This window comes from Streptococcus mitis (genome assembly GCF_008763935.1).
GTDB classification, from domain to species: domain Bacteria; phylum Bacillota; class Bacilli; order Lactobacillales; family Streptococcaceae; genus Streptococcus; species Streptococcus mitis_DB.
Genome location: NZ_VTQF01000006.1, coordinates 1 through 17,298, shown reverse-complemented (window position 1 = coordinate 17,298; position 17,298 = coordinate 1). Strand labels below are relative to the sequence as shown.

The window sequence follows — 17,298 nt, the reverse complement described above, 5'->3', positions numbered from 1 at the left end:
AGTTTTTTGGTTAATTCATAAAAAGTAACCGATATTAAAAAAATCCTACATATAATTATACCACTAAACAAGAAAAAAGGCTGCAAACATAGTGAACTATACTATGCCTACAGCCTTATAAATCAACTTCTGTTCCTTCCAAAAATCTAACGGTTATCTGTCCATCCTCCGAAATCAAAATACTATCTAGTACCTGACACATCTCAAAGGAATCATATTCCCAACACTCCTTATTTATCAATTCAGCCAGTAACACACTGTAATGCTTTTCTAATAACTGGTTTTCTTCCAAGATCTTATTCCACTTTCCATGCAACAAATCCATATTCTCACTCAGTAGTTTAACTGCCATCATTACAGCTTTCTCTAGTGTTCCCTCATCGATATGGTTATTCTGACAACCAATCTGTCCCTTTACCTTATAACGGTTGTTACACTGCCAAACTTTACGTTTGCCACGACTGGTCGTCCAGTTCTTACGTCCAAAAGCTGAACCGCATTCTGCACAGAACACCTTGGTAGTAAAAGGGTTGTCCTCATTTTGCATGATGTAGAAGAAATTGAAAAAGAAAATAGACTTCAGACAGCTATTGATGTTGTCAGAGAACAGTTTGGCTTTTTAGCCATACAAAAAGGAACCGTCCTAACTGAAGGTTCCTAAAATATTGAACGCAGTAAACTTATTGGCGGTCATTCCGCTGGTGGATTGGAGGGATTAAAATGATTGACCGTTCATCCTTACCATTTCAGTCAGCAAGAGAGTACCAGGATACAAAGATGCAAAAATGGATGGGCTTTTTCCTATCTGAACATGCATCAGCACTCTCTGATGATACAAACAAAGTAACGTACATGTCTGACTTATCACTAGAGAAGAAATTATTACTCCTCAGTCAAGTATACGCCGGGCAGCTACGCACACGCATTCAAGTGATTGAAAAAAACAAGCGTGTTTCCTACACTGGAACAATACCAAGTCTGACCAAAGATTTCATTTTGATAAAAACTACAACAGGTCACATCAATTTGAAATTAAAAGACATTATTAGTATTGAACTTGTCGAGGAGGTGCTCTATGAATCAGCTTGAGTTTCAGCGTAATCACCTACAAATGGACTATTATAGCGAGAGCTACCAAGATTTTGAACGTGACTTCTACCGCTACTCTAACATGAATATTCCATTGACCTTCCTAACTGATGATATCCTAAAAACAATGGCGACTTCACGTAAGAATTACTTTGTCCTCAATAAGGAAAAGTCCAGAGATAACCGCGATCACTTCTTCATATTTGAAGTAAGTACCGTAGATGAGAATCCGCTAATCTATCATTATACATATAAGAAAACTACAATATATTTAGCAGAAAAATAGGAGCAGTTCAATTGACTGTTCCTATTTTTAATATTCATAAAATCTAAAGTCTTTATACTCTTTAACAATGGAGTCGCCAACCAGAACAGACTATACTGACCAGCGACTACCTTAAATTTAATGTTTCAGATTTATTTTCTTATCTCTAATTTCATAAACTACATCTGCTACATTTTCGAGTAATCGTTTATCGTGGGTGATAAACACGATAGTTCCGGTGTACTCCTTCATTAGTATTTCCAAAGCCTCTAAACTTGGTATGTCAAGGAAGTTACTGGGTTCATCCATTATTAGGATGTTATATCTACCCATGAGCATTTTAGCAAGCAACAATTTTATAATTTCTCCACCGCTTAAAACAGATAAACTTTTTCCAATATCGTTCTGTTTGAACCCCATAGATGCTAGCACTGAACGAATTTCTGATACATTGTAGTCACAATCCTTCTGCATAAACTCCATAACATTCTGATTACTGTTGTACTTGTAACCATTCTGTGCAAAGTAACCTATTTTTGCCTTAGGCGAAATAGAAATTCCTTCTTCATGGTTTAAGATCATTTGGATTAAAGTTGTTTTTCCGATTCCATTACCACCAGTTAACGCCACTTTTGCTCCTAACGGAATTTGAAAAGATGCATTTTCAAACAGAGCCTTATCCCCAAATACTTTATTAATTTCTGCACCGACTATAGGGTATGGATTATGGAGCTCCAATGCTTTACTTTGCCTGAAACGAATTCTGCGAATGCCTTCCGGAGCTTCTACTTTTCCTAAGGCCGCAATCCTGTGCTCTAGGGTTTTAGCAGCATTATACATCTTTTTTTCCTTACTTCCTATTGATTTTTGATGAGCTAAACGCCCTCCGTCTTCAGTACTTTTTTTCTTTGAAGAACCTTTTGCCTTCTGTTCTATTTTACGAGCCTGTTTTCGCTTTTCCTCCGCAGCCCTTTCCAATCGGGCACGTTCCGCAATAAATTGTTCGTATTCTGCAGCTTGGCTCTTACGTTCTTCCTCTTTCTGACGAAGATAATCAGAATAGTTTCCCCAATACTCAGTGATTTTGCCATCTTTCAGTTCCCATATTTTATCTACTATTTCATCAAGAAAATAGCGGTCATGGCTAATAACTAACAGTGCACCTGTAAAATATTTTAGCTGTCCTATTAGAAAATCAATTCCTTCACGGTCTAAATGGCTCGTAGGTTCATCCGCTAAAATACCATGAACCTGTGCCGATAAGGCCTGTGCTATTTTAAGCCTTGTTTCTTCACCACCGCTCATAGTCTGTATATTTAATTGCTCAACACCTAGCTTGCCTACAAGTGCAAAATCTTTTTCCTCCTGCAGAGTTACTTCGTCCAACTGGGGAATATAGGCAAGTTCACCCAGACGATTCATTTTACATCCTGGGGGAGTTAATTCTCCTAAAAGTACCCTGAGTAAAGTGCTTTTTCCAGCACCATTTGCTCCTACTAAACCAATACGGTCATAATCATATACTTCTAATTCATTTATATCTAAAACATCGCGTCCTTTGAATTCCACACGAATGTCTTTTGCTTTTAATATTAATTCCATAACATTTCCTCCAATATTGTTTATTTTAAATCTAATTTTCTAACCTCAGTTATCATTTGGCAAACTATAGCAATGCCAATAATTAAAATACCTGATAGTAAAAACCAATGATTTACACCGATTTTATCAGCAAAGAATCCAGAAAGAATTAACCCAATTGGCATAGCAAGTGACATGATACTTCCGATCAAAGAAAATACACGTCCTAAATATTCAGGCTTAATTTTCTCCTGAAAAAGAGCTGTTTGCACACCGCTATAAAATGGCACCGAAAGCCCCATTATTGCACAGCAAACTACGAATATTACAAATCCATTTGGAGGAAGTATTCCCGAAACGGCTAAACTGGTCCCCATTATAAAAAATGAACTTGTTATTAGTAATACATGCTTTTCGAAGCCCCCTAATCTTCCTAATAATAAGCCTCCTGCTAGCATCCCAAATGCAAAGGAAATTTCCGTAATAGAAATATGCACAGGCGTTCCATTAAAGTGTTCCATGCTTATTAAAGGAAATAGTGCATTGATTGGCATATAAACAAAAGTATATAGTGTTCCTAAGAGTAATAAGGCAAACAATCCTTTGTTTTGTCTCAGAACCACAACTCCTTCTTTCATCTCCCTTATGAAATTTGGTTCTAAACTTTGCACTTGATTACCCAGCTTAGGTATACGTACAATTGCTACCGTAATAGATGCAATCACAGCACCCAATACGTCGATGGCAATAATAGCATTTAAATCCCAAACGGAGTATAAGAGTGCTGCAACTGCCGGACTAACAATATAGCTTATAGACTGCAAAGACTGACTATAGCCTGCGCATTTCGTTAGCTGTTCTTCTGGTACTAAAAGTGGTGTAACCGCATTGAGTGCTGGGGTATGAAAAGCTGTTCCAATGCTACGGATAAACAATACTATCATAATCATCCAGACAGGTAGCTCCATACAGAATGCAACAATAGCAAGCACTGCACCAGCTGCTGCGATAATTAAATCGGCACCAATCATTATCTTCTTCCTATCATGACGATCCACTAGCACACCAATGGCAGGTCCCAAAATCGCATAGGGTAAAAAACCTACTAATGAAGCCATAGACAAGACCATCGCAGATCCTGTTTTTTCTGTAAGGTAAAAAATAATCGCCATTTGCAGGATGGCACTAGTGATTAATGATACTGCTTGCCCTGCCCATATTGCATAAAATTTTCGTTTCCAATTGTTGTATTTTTCCATTTATATTATCTCCTGCATATTATTTTGCTTGAATTTCTATTTTGAATAGCATTCTAGGCAATAAAAAATGCAGGCCAAACCCCACAATGTGGCTTTTGGTCTGCATACATACAATTTGGAAACATTCATATTAAAGACATAGTTAAATAAAGGTATAGTTAAATAACCAATATCCTCACCGTAACTAATGAATGCTCAATATCGTATAAATAAGCACAACAAAAAAGCCTATCATCGGGTATAGATTCTGCTTTTTTTATTGCCAGCTTATCTTAAACGCATTGAGGCTGTCATAGTTTCGGTTCCTCCTACATCTTTGTTTATATCAATTTATAGTATAACACAAAAAGATGATATGTTCAATATAAAAGTTATGGAATGAGACTCATACTTCCAATTCGATGCCAGATTTAAAGGATATGACGAAGTTTTCTTCATAGACTGTAACGCTCTGGATTATCTTCCTTAGTAGCAAGCGATTAGCTTTCACAAAATCTTCTGTTTGTAGTTTTAAAAATTCATCAGGATTTTCTAACTCAACCTCAAAATATTTCATTTTACATTCCCTCATTTCATTTATTGATAAATTGAGTTTGCAAAAAAGAGTGGACAATTTTTGTCTACTCTTAACCTTTAAAATAGTTTTTTTTAATCGATTTGAAGTTGCCTAAATTATTACTTATTCGGTAAAATGAAGTATTGCTTTCAACAGATTTCCTTCAACTACACTTCACTTGATTCAAACAAGGTGGGTACATTTCTATTCCCACAAACTCCTTGTCAATGGAAACAAACACGTACCCACAGGGTAAATGGAAATAGAAACTGATAATTTCTAGCTATCACTTCTACTCATTCCAAAAATTTTCTCACTCTGATACTTACCCACCATAAAGCAAAAAGCCTTGCAATCAAGGCTTTCATTATCCCTTTCGTTCAAAGGTTTCTAAGCTTTTACGAGCAGAGCGACACACTCCACGTGCGTTGTTTTCTTTATTTGTACACTTTTTTTCGTCATCGGTTACGGCATTAAAACACAATTTATCATTATCTATTTTAGCATTCTTTCTTTTAGATTTGTAAGATTTTGCATCTTTAGTCGAAGAATCTCCCGTTTTAAAAATTATAGTCAACATTGCTGGATCAATTTCTCCATCAGAATTTATTCCGCCTACTATTATTTTTTCAACGATACTTTCAAAAATGTCCTTGTCAAACTCCGTCAAAGTTTTTTGTGAAGTTAAAATTTCTTTAAAATTCTCTAATCTACTTTTTATATCAACTTCTGATTTTAAAGTTACTTCTAAATTTACTTTTTCTTCTAAAAGTTTTTCTTTCTCAATTTGTATTTGATTGAATTTATCTTCATATACAGAATCACTTATTTTTCCATCTAGATTCATTGAAACTAATTTTTCTTCTTTTTTGTACAACGAATTTAATTTACTAACTATCTTAGTCAACTCCACTTTTAAGGTATCATCAGTAAGCTCTTCTTTTATAATTTCAAGAAAGTCTTCAGTTAGGTTATTATTTTCATAAAACAACTGTTGGTAGCTCTGTAAAAAAGCATTTTCTATTGCTTTTTCCTCTATTCCTTTACTATGAGTGCAATACTTTTTACCTCTCTTTATAGATGTTGTACAGTGCCAAATAATCTTTTTGTACTCTGAACTAGAGTGCCAACTTCTTCTAGACAGAACAGTACCACAAAAACCACATTCTAATCTACTGCTAAAAGGGTACATTCTTGAATATCTTTCTCGTTTACCTTTTGTATTTGCTATGGTTTTTTTGTTTCCTGATCTCCGTAATCGAATTTCTTGCGCCTGTGTAAAAATTTCTGGACTAATTATCGCATCATGATTATTTTTAATGTAGTATTTATCTTCTTCACCGAAATTTATTAAACGTCTCTTACTAATGGGGTCAACAGTGAAAGTTTTTCCCATTAGAATATCACCTTTATACTTCTCGTTTTTAATAATTCCTAAAACTGTTGTATCTTGCCAGTGATCAAGACCTCTTGGAGTTTTATAACCTAGTTCATCAAGTTCTCTAGCTATTGCCCTACCCCCAATACCATCAATGTATCGTTCAAAAATATAACGTACTATCTTGGCTTCTTTTTCATTTATTGATATCGACTTTGTATCTTGATTATAGTCATAACCAAGACAACCTTGAAAACCAATAAGTTCTCCACGTTGCATCTTCATTTTTAACCCCTTTTTAACATGGGCAGATGTATTTTCAACTTCCTGTTGAGCCACTGAACTTAATATCGTCAATAGTAACTCACCATCCATAGTTAAAGTATCAATATTTTCTTCTTCGAAAAATACACCAATTTGTTTATCTTTGAGCAAACGAACATATTTGAGAGTATCTAATGTATTTCTAGCAAAGCGAGCAATGGCTTTGGTAATGATATAGTCTATTTTTCCATCAAGGCAATCTGAAATCAATCTTTGAAAATCTTGTCTTTTTCCAACTTGAGTTCCTGAAATCCCTTCATCAGCATAAATGTCAACCAAAATCCAATCTTGGTGCTGTGATATATACTCTCTATAATGACGAACTTGAGAATCATAGCTATTTTTTTGATCATCACTATCGGAACTAACACGACAATATGCTGCTACTCTCCTCGATAAAGAACCACTATTATCATTTCTTCTAGTTACTAAAGGATTTGCTTTTATAATTTCAACGTTGTTTGACATGGCTTAACCTCCTATTTCTCTGCATTTATTTTACCGCAACCAATAAAAAAGGTCAGCTAATTTGTGTATATTTTACGCAGTTTCAGCTTTATTTTTTCATATTCTTTTTCGCTAATAAGTTTTTTTAAGAATAATAGATTTAGCATCTCTAGCTCGACTATATAATTTTCTAAATTTGATTTCAAAAAATCACTTCCCTTTTATCTTTTATCAATCTCCTCCATGGCATGACTGATGAAGTCATCATAAGAATTTCACTTGCTGCTCTTTTACGTTGGCAGCCTGAACGGTCAGAAGTATCATTGTATATCATTTGTATCATGGCATATAAAGTATCGCTCTATTTTATTGATGGTTTTAATGTCGCTCTTATCATGGCGAGCCATTCAAAACTGCTCCACAAATGAGGAAAGTACCATTTTGGACTATTCAATTGTCAATGTGCTTTCTTAACCTAATACTTTTTGGAGTAATGGTCTTCTTTATTATCCACTCGACCTACAAGGTAATCTAAACTTACATTATAAAAATCTGCAAGTTTGATAAGGTCATCTATAGAGATTAACCTGGTACCTGATTCCATTTTAGAATACGCTGATCTTGTACAATTTAAGATTGTTTTTGCAACATATTCTTGTGTCAAATCATCATCCTCGCGTAAATCTCTAATCCTTTTCAACATCCAATGTCTCCTAAAACAAGTATAATATAGTTATTTTCTTATTTTTAAATATGTGACAAATTGGCACATGAAACTATTCTATATATACTTTTTAGGAAACTGTTTACTCTAAATGTATCTCATTTTCCTTAATAGATTTCATATTTTGTTTTTCCTTATATTTCTTTATTGTTTTATTAAACATTTCAAATAAATTTATTGCTTCTCTATGTTGTTCCTTCAGTGTTTCAATCTTTCCTTTATATATGTATAAATCCTTCTCTATTGTATCTACTGAACTTTTACCTTGAATACTATTTTCTAAATTGCTAGAACTATTTGCCATATTATTCAACAATACTTCCTCTAAATTAGTTAAATCATCAATTTTATTTTGGACTTGTTCAATCATATTCTCTAGATATGATATTTGGGCAATGAAATCATTTGTTATATCTTCAAAATCATTCGGACTATTTTCCGCAGATATAAGAAAATCTAATTGTTCTATTTTTTCTTTAATTTTGCTAAGAGGAATTCTTCTATACATATGCTGCGGTTCATACTGAAGATTAAATTGCCTAATCAAAGTTTTACCTTTCATAAAGCGATTTTTTTCTGCTGAGTCTTTATGGTATACATAGTAAGAACTAGTTTCTCTGATAAATACTTTAACTTTTTCTTCTTCCATATTGATTTGAATATTTGGTACAAAAATAAGTCCTTCTTGTCGGATACCAAACTGTACTTTAATGTAAATTCCATCGTCTACTACTTCTTCTATTTGATTAAGATTTAACTCTACTTCAAACTCATGAACTGCATCCCTATTTCTCTTGAAATCTTGATAGGATTTCCATACCACCTCTTCTGTCGGCAACTCTTTTTCTTTAATTAGCTTTTCTTCATTGTAAAGTTCAACTAAATTTTTATTATCTAAGACAACAGTTTCATTTTTGTTATTAAAATAGTCTTGAAAATAACTAACACTATACCGATTCGTTTTTCCCAATTCCTGTTCTGAAAGCTTTATCTCATCAAATTCAAATTGAACATGTTTTTCTTTCGGAATTATTTTTAATCCAAAAAATTCTGCTCGTTGAATCAATTCATTCATATTCTTCATTTTCGGAAGTAAAAATTCTAAGATGTTTATGATTTCCCTTTGAACAAACTTTTTCTTAAAATAAGTTTCATTATAAGGTTGTTTTCTACTCAATTTATTATCACGTACGACTTGTTTCATATTTGAATCAGTCATAAAAAAAGTAACATGCTTGTGTCTAAAATCAATTTTTAAATGTAAAGCTTTAGCTTTTTTCTTAAAATCTTCAAAATTTTTTGAGTTCTTGATTAGAAAATATACCCGTTGTTTTATTTCATATTTGTAATTTGTTTTGCGATAAACTTCATACTGACGATGCGAATAACGATTTTCTATAATTTTTGCCCCTGCAATTTTTGAAAGACGATCAGAAACCATTCGTAGATTACGTTCTGACTTATAATCCCATAGAAACTTTTTATCAGAATTCTGATCAATTGAATTTAGGATGATGTGATTGTGGATATGATCTTTATCCATATGAGTTGCTACGATAAAACGAAATCTACCTCCTGTCAACTCTTTAACTGTCTCATAACCAATCTGATTGATTTGTTCGGGAGTAAGATGGTCATCTGGAGAAAAGGACTGAATGATGTGATGAGAATGAATTTTTCGTTGATTTACTTCTTGCCTATCATGACGAAATTCGTAAAGACTATCATTACTTAAAAAATTATCATTGTACATCTTCACTAGTTCTTCATAACTAGGAAAATCTAAATAATTTCTCATTCCAAAATCTGAAACTAGTGTTAGGTTTTTTGTTTTACTTGGATTCAAAATATATTTGATTAGTTTACTACGATAATTTTTTCCATGAATCGCAAAGTGTTTAGTGATGACCATAAAATTTCCTCAATTTTTCAGATTGAATAAGAAAATCTTTCTCCACTTCTACTATTAACTCTTCTATACCTTTTCTCAATTCATCTAATTCAACTTTCGTTATTAAATTCGAATAATTTATGCTTCTGGCTATTTGATTAATATTATTTCCGATTCGTTTTAATTCAAAAATCAAATCTTGATAACTATTTGTATCAATGGTGATAAAATTCATACCAGGATTTAGTAGAGTTCGTCTAGCATATTCTGAGAATGATAAGCAGTTACTTTTCGAGATATTTTCATTCAATTTGACTAATTCTAGGTCAGATAAAAAGACTTTTTTTAAATTTGTTCTATATCGGTGCTCCACTCTACTACCTCATGTATTTGTTACGAAAATTTTCACTAAGAGGAGCTGTTTTTTCTACCTCTTTAATTAATTCCTGAATACAAGTTAACAAAATAGAAACATGTTCGTGAGTAACCTGATGATTTGTTTTAGCAATTATCAATACTTCATAAACATCACGGCTAATTTGTTCCAACTTTTGCTGTTTCCAAAGACTGAACCATTTTTCCATCTGTTTTTGTCCATCAGACAATAGTAAGCTTTTACGGAGAAAATCAGAAAAATTATCCTCTCCTTTCTCTCTCATTAAATCTAGTATTTGTTTTTCTTCCGTTTCTGTTAAGCGAAATTGTTTCCGAATACTACGTATATCTCTTTTCATATGACTTTTCCTCCTTCATTGATACCTGTACTGACAATGTAAGCTTACAGACACTGTCAGTACATTTTTCAAAATAGCTTCAACATTTTTGTAAGGCTTTGCGAGCTCAGATATTGTGTCCACAATATCCCAAAAATCATATCGCCTGCCATTTCAAACCTTACGGTTCAAAAAACAAACGATATGACAATGTGGTGGCACGCCCCCAAACCCCCAAGATAAATCTAAATTAAAAAAAGTATAACAAATACTTTTTGATAAAATTATCACAGAAAAAGAGCCCTGTCGGACTCTTACAAATTAAAACAATGTCTCTGATATTCATACTGTCTAATGCCACTACTGTCTTTGTTCATCTTGATAGAAAAAACAAAGTAATGATCACGACCGTCTAAAGATTTGCTTTTATTAAGTTTAAAATAATGTTTTTGAGACATAGCCATTGTGCGTAAAATGTCATCAGTGATAAATGTTAACGGTATATCTAAAGCTGAATACTTGTAAAAATCTGATTCAAACCGTAAATAAGAATCAGAAAAATAATCTAGCTGCAATTTATCATCATATAATTCTTTCCGATTCATCTAGACTCTCTCCTTCTATCTGAATATCGAGTATATCTTCCCATTTTAATAGTAAAAAACCAGTGTCTGATTTAATAGATATAGACTCTTTTCTAATTTCTTTTACAATACCTGATACTACTTTTCTTCTATTTGAATGCTTAAAAACAAAAGTTGCAGGGAATACATTCGTATAAAGTTGACGAACAAATAGAACTTTCTCTTCCATTGATAGGGAAATGGAGATATCATCTTTATTTTTTTCTTCCCAAAGAGAACTTGAATGCTCTGACAAAAAGAATCCCATCCACTTAGCCATCCCACGATCTTGATACTCTCTTGCAGACAAAAAAGGTAAATAAGAACGATTTATCATTTTAGCCCATCTAATCCTCCAGCTGAATGTCCTCCGATGAGTTTACTCCTTGCAATTGTTCTAGAAGCCTGGTCTAAGGCATTCCCTTTCAATAATGAAGTAAAACCAAATTCTGTTCGAATAGCATCGATTGCAGACTGGAGCCTTTCTTCTTTTTCTATTTTCTCAATATCATCAAACAATGAAATCAATCCAAAGGATTCGTCTACTAAACCTGAATAGTTAACTGCAACATTCCTGATAGCACCTGAAGTATATTTAGTATGAAATAACTTTAAAACGTAGTTTGTCAGTAGTGCTGTTTGATTGGTCGGCTCAATCTTCATTTGAGTATGAATAGATCGCTTCTGTTCCACTTTAGAATACCCTAAGTGTATAGAAACGACTGTTGCTTTTTTACCTGCTCTTCTCAATCTAACCGCAACTTGTTCTGCCATTTCACGAAGTATAATTTCAATATCTCTTTGCTTTACATAATCTCTAGGTAAAACTTGCGAGTTCCCTATCCCTTTTGACTTCGGATTATATGGTTTATGAACATTGCTTTCGTCAATCCCATTGGCATGAAACCATAACTCTAGTCCCATAATCCCAAGCTCTTTTTTTATCAAGTCTGGATTAGCCTGTGCCAATTCTTTAATCGAAAAGATACTTAGATTATGTAATCTCTTCTCCATTCGATTTCCAATTCCCCAGAAATCTGTCATTTTAGGAATAGTCCATACTTTCTTTTCAACATCTTCATAGGACCAATTGGCTCTCATTGTCGGAGTTTTTTTAGCTTCATTATCAAGTGCCAACTTAGCTAATAAGGGATTGGCATTAGACATACCTACCGTTGAATAGATTCCTGTTTTTCTCCAGATCTTTTTTTGCATTGCAGCTGAAATGATATCTAACTTATCTTTCCGTCCAATACTTTTATCTGACACAAAATAATTTAATGAACTGGTTAAATCAATAAATCCTTCATCAATTGAATAGGGATAAATATCGTCTGGTGCCGCAAATTCTTGAAAAATTTTTTGAATCTCCATATTGACTGCAATATAAGTATCCATTCTCGGAGGAACAATCACAGTTGATTTTGCCCATTCCTCTATATAACGAACATAATCTATCGTTGTCGGTAAACCTTGCTTCTTAGCATTATAGTAAGAGAATTTGCGAGTCTTTACATCAAATGGTAAATCATAGGAACGTCCAACGTTCGACTTTCCAAATACCTTTTTAAACATAGGAGAGGAGGCAAGAATTAAACCAGCAGAATTATCTGCACGACTCATAACACAAAGCGAAGTCTTAAGTGGGTGTAATCCTCTATCTACACATTCTACACTTGCGTAAAAAGATTTCATATCAATAAAGGCAATGTCACTTTTAGGTTCGAGACTATAATCAAACCAACTCATACTTAGTCCTCTAAAGGCATAAAGTTCCCAACAATTTTCCCTATAATGCGGGGATTCTCATCGTAAGGCGCAAACTTATCTGAATAGTTCCGATTGAGTGAAACTAAACGAAGCCCATTTTCTTCACGATAAACTTTCTTTATATAAGTTTGACCATCCCAATCTATCGCATAAATAGCTCCATCATAATCAAATCCTGTTTGCTTAATAAGGGCTACAGAACCATTTTCATATATCGGTTCCATTGAATTACCAAACACCCATGATGCAAGGTCATAATCAAATTGATGATTGAAGTAAACTGTATCGTAATTACCATCATCAAAATAAGCTGTTCCTGTACCAGCTGATAATTTTTCGTAAACTTTATAAGCAAAACGCTCAGGAATTTCTACAACCTTCGCATTCTGTTTGTTCAACAATTCTGTAGCATAATAAAGTGTTGCTTTTTGATTATTTTCCGTTAACTTGAGATAGGTTTCTACTATTTCATACTCTGATTCAAAATATCGGGGATCAACATTCAAAATCTGACTCAATTTGGTTAGATTATTTTGATTCGGTTTTGTTTTACCTGATTCCCAATTAAAGTATGAGGCTCGACTAATTCCCAAACTGGATGCAAGTTGAGATTGAGATAAGCCCTGACTCTCTCTTTTTTCTTTTAATTTAGTAGGTGAAAACATCTTTTCTCCTTTGTAAGTTTATTAACTAACAAAAGAATACCATAGCTTCTTGAAAAAATCAAGAGTTTAATAATCCCAAAGATTTAAAATAATCATAAACTGCGCTAAATTTGTACTTATATTGTTAGGAAATCATCACTGAAAAATGCTAAAACCTTTGAAAAAATATGAAGAAGAAAATAGAGAATATAAAAAAGGATCGTTATTTTTTAATTGACGATCCAATGGACTTTATTTTAAAAATCTAACTCTACAAACCATTTCGATTAGTTAAATCTTTTAACCTTTCTTCTCCAGATTTAAGCATCTCTTTCTCTACTTGATTCCATTCTCCAAATAGTAAATCATGTAGAACGGTTGCTGCTGAAATTTTATCTTCTCCTGAATCATATATACAACTTCTATCTCGTTGGTAAATTTGAATCCTTTCAAAGATAGCTAGTTCTTCCAATTGTCGTGTATTATCAACTAGATGATTTACAATGAAATCATGATGTTCTTTTGGAGTTGCGCGTGCTTGAGTTGGATTGATAGCGTATAGTTCTTCGTATCGGATAAGGGTGCTCAGATAGGACAGCTTAGGCTTTGTCGCAATCAAGGCTAATTGTACTTCATATCCCCTACTTTTCAAGAGTTGTGCTGTTTTCTTTGGAACATCAATCGTTCGTAAAGTTCCCTCTATCAAAAGATTGTATCCCAAATGACTCAATTCTGTTACTAAAGACTCTACCATTTTACCTGCAAAATCTTTGGTGTATTCTACACTATCTTTGCCATATTCTTGCTGAAGCTCTAAATAGTGTGGATGTTGAGAGCGAAAACTATCGCCATCTATGATAACAATATTTCCTTGAAATTCTTTCTGTTTAATACGATGAATTGTAGTCTTACCAGCACCACTTTGCCCTCCAAGCAAAATCGCTATAGGTTGCTTACTGGACTTTTTTCCTCTTGTCAGAGAACGAAGATTCCGTGCTAGAGCATGTTTGAATTCACTATCAGTATAATCTTGGATTTCCATTAGGCTACCATCCGTTTTTCAGATATCTCTAACATGCGTTCAATTCCATCCAAATAACCGCTATACCTCTCTATTTCATCAAAATTATCTACTAAATAGATATTCGTATGAATCAAGTCAGATAGATCATCACTCATTAAAATCCAAGGATTAGATTCATCATCAATGCTAATTCCCTGACTATCTTGATAACGATAGAGTCGAGATAATAGATTAGCTCCTCTTTCTTTCACAATTTCAATTTTTAAAGTCAATTCATAATCTTCAACAGGATTGAGCATTTTATCTTCTCCTACAATATCGACATAAGATACATTAAACTTCTGACAAATGATGTCTATTAGTTCCGTAGAGACTGAACTCGTTCCATTTTCATACCGGCTCAAGCTATTTCGAGAAATTCCTACAATTCGGGCAAAGTCGTCTTGTGTTAAGTCATGTGTTTTACGTAAGGATTTTATGTTCTTTCCAATCATGGCAAACTCCTTTTATTTTTATACCACCATTATAACATTTAGAAAAAGTAAACGCACCATTTTTGGTGCATTATTGACTATTTTTCCTAAATCTCTCTAAATTCTTCTCCAATTGTTCTTTATGAAGTTGGTTCTTAGCTTCCTTTAATGTGTCTTCCAAAGTTTCTTCTCTGTAAGTTGCTTCTGTTTTTAGTTGTTGTGATTCTTGATTTGGAGTGAAAATGATATCTAACAGTCGGTCTATTTTTTCAAGATCTTGGACAGACATATCAGATAGTCTATGAATCAGCTTTTTAAATACATCACTATTGTCGTGATTTTTCTTAAAAAATGTTGTAAACATCTATAACCTCTCAAAAAAAGCAGCCTATCAGGACTGCTTAGTGTAATTCGGAAATCGCATCATAAATTGACTGCAATTTCTTATTGTCTTTATTCTTTGTGTCGATCAACGTATGTAGCTCTTCAATTTTCTTTTGACTACTTTGAATATCGCTATTGTTATCTGCAATCAGTCTTTTAAGATGTTGCTGATAACTTGTAGTGATATCTGTCTCTTTTCCTGTTCTAACCTCTGTAACTTTGGGTTTAGAACTAGAATTTGATTCCGTCACAGGTGCTTGTTTACGCTTTTGAAAAGCTGCTTCATAATTTACATCATTACCTCCTTGATGATTACCAAATAAGGCCGCAATTTTATCTGGATCTTCTTGATTTTCTGATTTACTTTCTAATGGTTGATTAAAATTCCAATCTTTTGTCATTCACTCATTTCATCCTTTCTAAATTCAGAATCATCGAATTGTCTTTCTTTACCAAAGGCATGGTCAAGAGCTTCTTCAAAACTCATGTGACTAATGCTTTGACGTCTTTTGAACGTCGCAAACATCGCTGTCTCCAGTTGCTCTTTGTAAGCAGCTAGTTTTTCTGTCTCTCTTGCTACCTTACTTTCTTGCCTAGTGACCTTTTCTTCTAAGCGTTCGATTATGGTCATATACGATCCTCCTTCATTTTAATATTAGCTAAAACATCTTGATTTTGTTATCACAATTCTAAACATTGAGAGGTTTGTCTTAATGATGGATTTCCAAACATCTCTTTTGCAGTCTCAATCATAGATTGAAAATCTGATTTGTTTTCTCGAAGAATATCGTTCCAGTCTATTTTTTCTTTCCCAAATTCATTATCAGGTAAATCCAGGAAAACAGGAAATCCTGATTGAGATAACTTATCAGAAAAATCTTTACCTGCATCATCACAATCTACCGCAAGTGTCAATAAATCAGGATGATTATCAAAATAGGTAGTGGTATCACGAATTGTATTGAACAAAGGCAATAACTTTGAAGGTGTTACTGTATCTAAAAATTCCAACTTCTGATTTTCTTCAGCTATCAGTCGTAAAGTTTGATAAGCGACAACAGACCTTTTTAATCCTTCCATAGATACCAAACGAACATCAGATAGACTTTGTTGATGAAGTTCGTAATAGCTCATCAAGTCGATGAACGATTCACAAAAGACCAGTCTATTTGGTTTACCAATGTCAAAGGATATTCCAATATGTCCATGGCTTCCTTTTAGAATCGTTTTTAACCTCTTTCTAGAAAGAGCGGGATTCTTATAAATCCCTTGTAGGCTTGCTGCCTGTAGTATGTGACGATGATCAAAGCTTTTAAAAACAATAACAGGTTCAACTGTTTCATTTGTTTTCCAGCTGGCTTGTGCTATTAAACCTTGTTGAATCATCCTTTGTACGATTTCTTCTGAAATTCCTCTACATTCTGTTAAGTAATATCTGGCCAGACTACAGTTAGAATCTTCTACTCTCTTTAAAGGATAATAAAATGGTCTCAATCTATTTTCTTGAACAGCTTCTTTTTGAAAAGGTTCTTCAGAAAGAAAAGCTAGAGCTTCTTTAAAAGAGATTCCCTTAACAAGTCGAACAAAATCAATGACATCACCTTGAATATCTCTTGAAAACCATTTAAAAGTATTGGTAGTTGAAAAAATCCGAAATGAATCGTGTTCAGGATGTTCATAGACACTGCTCGAAACTTGTTTAAAGGAGATACCTAAACGATTGGCTACATCAAGAATTGAAATTTGCTTACATTCTTCTATTTCCATATCATCATTTTGTCGTAGTATTTGGCAGTGATGGTATTGATGATGATTCTTCTAAAGTTTTAGGAGTGGCCTTATCTAAATCATCTAACCCAGATTTCCAAACCTGCACTTGATTGACCAATAACTTACCAGGTAGTTTAGAATAGGACAATTTAACAGTTCTTGTTTCTGTCTGATTGGTCTTTGATTGGTTGGCATTCTTTAAATCGGATACATAGGTTACATTATAAGAGACCATGGCAATGGCTTGATTCGTAGTCTGATTGACAAAGATATCAGCTTTTTCAAAATGATAATCCAAAATATAATCCTTATACACTTGATTCATGGCATCATTTTGACTTGACAATTCTTGAGAATAAGCCGATTCAGTCATATAAGGTTGA

The 17,298-nt window shown here is 33.5% G+C and carries 21 protein-coding genes and 2 pseudogenes; 3 read left to right on the top strand and 20 right to left on the bottom strand.

Annotated features, from left to right (window positions below; translation table 11 throughout):
• Nucleotides 1–115: 115 nt before the first annotated feature.
• Nucleotides 116–547: a zinc ribbon domain-containing protein gene (locus tag F9B91_RS08755; protein ID WP_001178677.1), complete on the bottom strand. Its 432-nt coding sequence runs from the start codon at nucleotides 545–547 to the stop codon at nucleotides 116–118.
• Here F9B91_RS08755 and F9B91_RS08750 point away from each other — a divergent pair.
• The 3 genes and pseudogenes from F9B91_RS08750 to F9B91_RS08740 form a co-directional block, all read left to right on the top strand.
• A pseudogene (locus F9B91_RS08750) lies at nucleotides 545–724 on the top strand (DNA polymerase); the annotation flags it as partial. The gene F9B91_RS08755 and the pseudogene F9B91_RS08750 sit on opposite strands and share 3 nt — an antisense overlap.
• Complete coding sequence (locus tag F9B91_RS08745; RefSeq protein WP_000567197.1) at nucleotides 721–1,089, top strand: hypothetical protein; 369 nt, start codon at nucleotides 721–723, stop codon at nucleotides 1,087–1,089. The pseudogene F9B91_RS08750 and the gene F9B91_RS08745, both read left to right, overlap by 4 nt.
• The gene (locus tag F9B91_RS08740; protein WP_001072467.1) at nucleotides 1,076–1,375 is read left to right on the top strand and encodes a DUF5960 family protein; all 300 of its coding nucleotides are present in this window, start codon (nucleotides 1,076–1,078) and stop codon (nucleotides 1,373–1,375) included. Before F9B91_RS08745 ends, F9B91_RS08740 begins: the two co-directional genes overlap by 14 nt.
• A 117-nt stretch (nucleotides 1,376–1,492) precedes the next feature.
• Here the strand turns inward: F9B91_RS08740 and msr(D) are convergent, their stop codons facing one another.
• The 19 genes and pseudogenes from msr(D) to F9B91_RS08645 form a co-directional block, all read right to left on the bottom strand.
• Nucleotides 1,493–2,956, bottom strand: a complete 1,464-nt coding sequence (gene msr(D) / locus F9B91_RS08735) for an ABC-F type ribosomal protection protein Msr(D) (protein ID WP_150923009.1) — start codon at nucleotides 2,954–2,956, stop codon at nucleotides 1,493–1,495.
• A 20-nt stretch (nucleotides 2,957–2,976) separates the two neighbouring features.
• Complete coding sequence (mef(A), locus tag F9B91_RS08730; RefSeq protein ID WP_000417519.1) at nucleotides 2,977–4,194, bottom strand: macrolide efflux MFS transporter Mef(A); 1,218 nt, start codon at nucleotides 4,192–4,194, stop codon at nucleotides 2,977–2,979.
• Nucleotides 4,195–4,579: 385 nt separating this feature from the next.
• On the bottom strand, nucleotides 4,580–4,750 hold the full coding sequence (locus F9B91_RS08725) for a hypothetical protein (protein WP_000873143.1): 171 nt from the start codon (nucleotides 4,748–4,750) through the stop codon (nucleotides 4,580–4,582).
• Nucleotides 4,751–5,117: 367 nt separating this feature from the next.
• Nucleotides 5,118–6,920, bottom strand: coding sequence for a recombinase family protein (locus F9B91_RS08720; protein WP_150923007.1), 1,803 nt, complete (start codon nucleotides 6,918–6,920; stop codon nucleotides 5,118–5,120).
• A 454-nt stretch (nucleotides 6,921–7,374) separates the two neighbouring features.
• Nucleotides 7,375–7,602, bottom strand: coding sequence for a helix-turn-helix domain-containing protein (locus tag F9B91_RS08715; RefSeq protein WP_000919632.1), 228 nt, complete (start codon nucleotides 7,600–7,602; stop codon nucleotides 7,375–7,377).
• A 103-nt stretch (nucleotides 7,603–7,705) separates the two neighbouring features.
• A complete protein-coding gene (locus F9B91_RS08710) occupies nucleotides 7,706–9,535 on the bottom strand; it encodes an SAG1250 family conjugative relaxase (protein WP_150923005.1) in 1,830 nt (609 codons plus the stop codon).
• Nucleotides 9,522–9,887 (bottom strand): MobC family plasmid mobilization relaxosome protein, encoded by a 366-nt coding sequence (locus tag F9B91_RS08705; protein ID WP_049534619.1) that lies wholly within the window; start codon nucleotides 9,885–9,887, stop codon nucleotides 9,522–9,524. Before F9B91_RS08705 ends, F9B91_RS08710 begins: the two co-directional genes overlap by 14 nt.
• 4 nt (nucleotides 9,888–9,891) lie before the next feature.
• Entirely contained in the window at nucleotides 9,892–10,248 is a 357-nt protein-coding gene (locus tag F9B91_RS08700) for an SAG1252 family conjugative relaxosome accessory protein (protein WP_150923003.1), read from the bottom strand.
• Between the two features lie 293 nt (nucleotides 10,249–10,541).
• Nucleotides 10,542–10,832 (bottom strand): DUF5960 family protein, encoded by a 291-nt coding sequence (locus F9B91_RS08695; RefSeq protein ID WP_037606793.1) that lies wholly within the window; start codon nucleotides 10,830–10,832, stop codon nucleotides 10,542–10,544.
• Nucleotides 10,810–11,187, bottom strand: a complete 378-nt coding sequence (locus F9B91_RS08690; RefSeq protein WP_150923001.1) for a hypothetical protein — start codon at nucleotides 11,185–11,187, stop codon at nucleotides 10,810–10,812. The genes F9B91_RS08695 and F9B91_RS08690 overlap by 23 nt, the downstream gene beginning before the upstream one ends.
• Nucleotides 11,184–12,599, bottom strand: a complete 1,416-nt coding sequence (locus tag F9B91_RS08685) for a Y-family DNA polymerase (RefSeq protein WP_150922995.1) — start codon at nucleotides 12,597–12,599, stop codon at nucleotides 11,184–11,186. Before F9B91_RS08685 ends, F9B91_RS08690 begins: the two co-directional genes overlap by 4 nt.
• A gap of 2 nt (nucleotides 12,600–12,601) precedes the next feature.
• On the bottom strand, nucleotides 12,602–13,285 hold the full coding sequence (locus F9B91_RS08680; RefSeq protein ID WP_150922993.1) for a LexA family transcriptional regulator: 684 nt from the start codon (nucleotides 13,283–13,285) through the stop codon (nucleotides 12,602–12,604).
• Nucleotides 13,286–13,535: 250 nt separating this feature from the next.
• Nucleotides 13,536–14,306, bottom strand: coding sequence for a type II toxin-antitoxin system toxin PezT (pezT, locus tag F9B91_RS08675; RefSeq protein WP_150922991.1), 771 nt, complete (start codon nucleotides 14,304–14,306; stop codon nucleotides 13,536–13,538).
• Nucleotides 14,306–14,782, bottom strand: a complete 477-nt coding sequence (gene pezA / locus F9B91_RS08670; RefSeq protein ID WP_022524938.1) for a type II toxin-antitoxin system antitoxin PezA — start codon at nucleotides 14,780–14,782, stop codon at nucleotides 14,306–14,308. The genes pezT and pezA overlap by 1 nt, the downstream gene beginning before the upstream one ends.
• 70 nt (nucleotides 14,783–14,852) lie before the next feature.
• Nucleotides 14,853–15,125 carry a hypothetical protein gene (locus tag F9B91_RS08665; protein WP_150922989.1) on the bottom strand — a complete coding sequence of 91 codons (273 nt, stop codon included), beginning with the start codon at nucleotides 15,123–15,125 and terminating at the stop codon, nucleotides 14,853–14,855.
• 37 nt (nucleotides 15,126–15,162) lie between these two features.
• Nucleotides 15,163–15,546, bottom strand: coding sequence for a DUF5945 family protein (locus F9B91_RS08660; RefSeq protein ID WP_002933294.1), 384 nt, complete (start codon nucleotides 15,544–15,546; stop codon nucleotides 15,163–15,165).
• Complete coding sequence (locus F9B91_RS08655) at nucleotides 15,543–15,776, bottom strand: DUF5965 family protein (protein ID WP_000152419.1); 234 nt, start codon at nucleotides 15,774–15,776, stop codon at nucleotides 15,543–15,545. The genes F9B91_RS08660 and F9B91_RS08655 overlap by 4 nt, the downstream gene beginning before the upstream one ends.
• Nucleotides 15,777–15,826: 50 nt before the next feature.
• The gene (locus F9B91_RS08650; protein ID WP_150922987.1) at nucleotides 15,827–16,912 is read right to left on the bottom strand and encodes a toprim domain-containing protein; all 1,086 of its coding nucleotides are present in this window, start codon (nucleotides 16,910–16,912) and stop codon (nucleotides 15,827–15,829) included.
• 4 nt (nucleotides 16,913–16,916) lie between these two features.
• Nucleotides 16,917–17,298: pseudogene (locus F9B91_RS08645) on the bottom strand (peptidylprolyl isomerase); the annotation flags it as partial.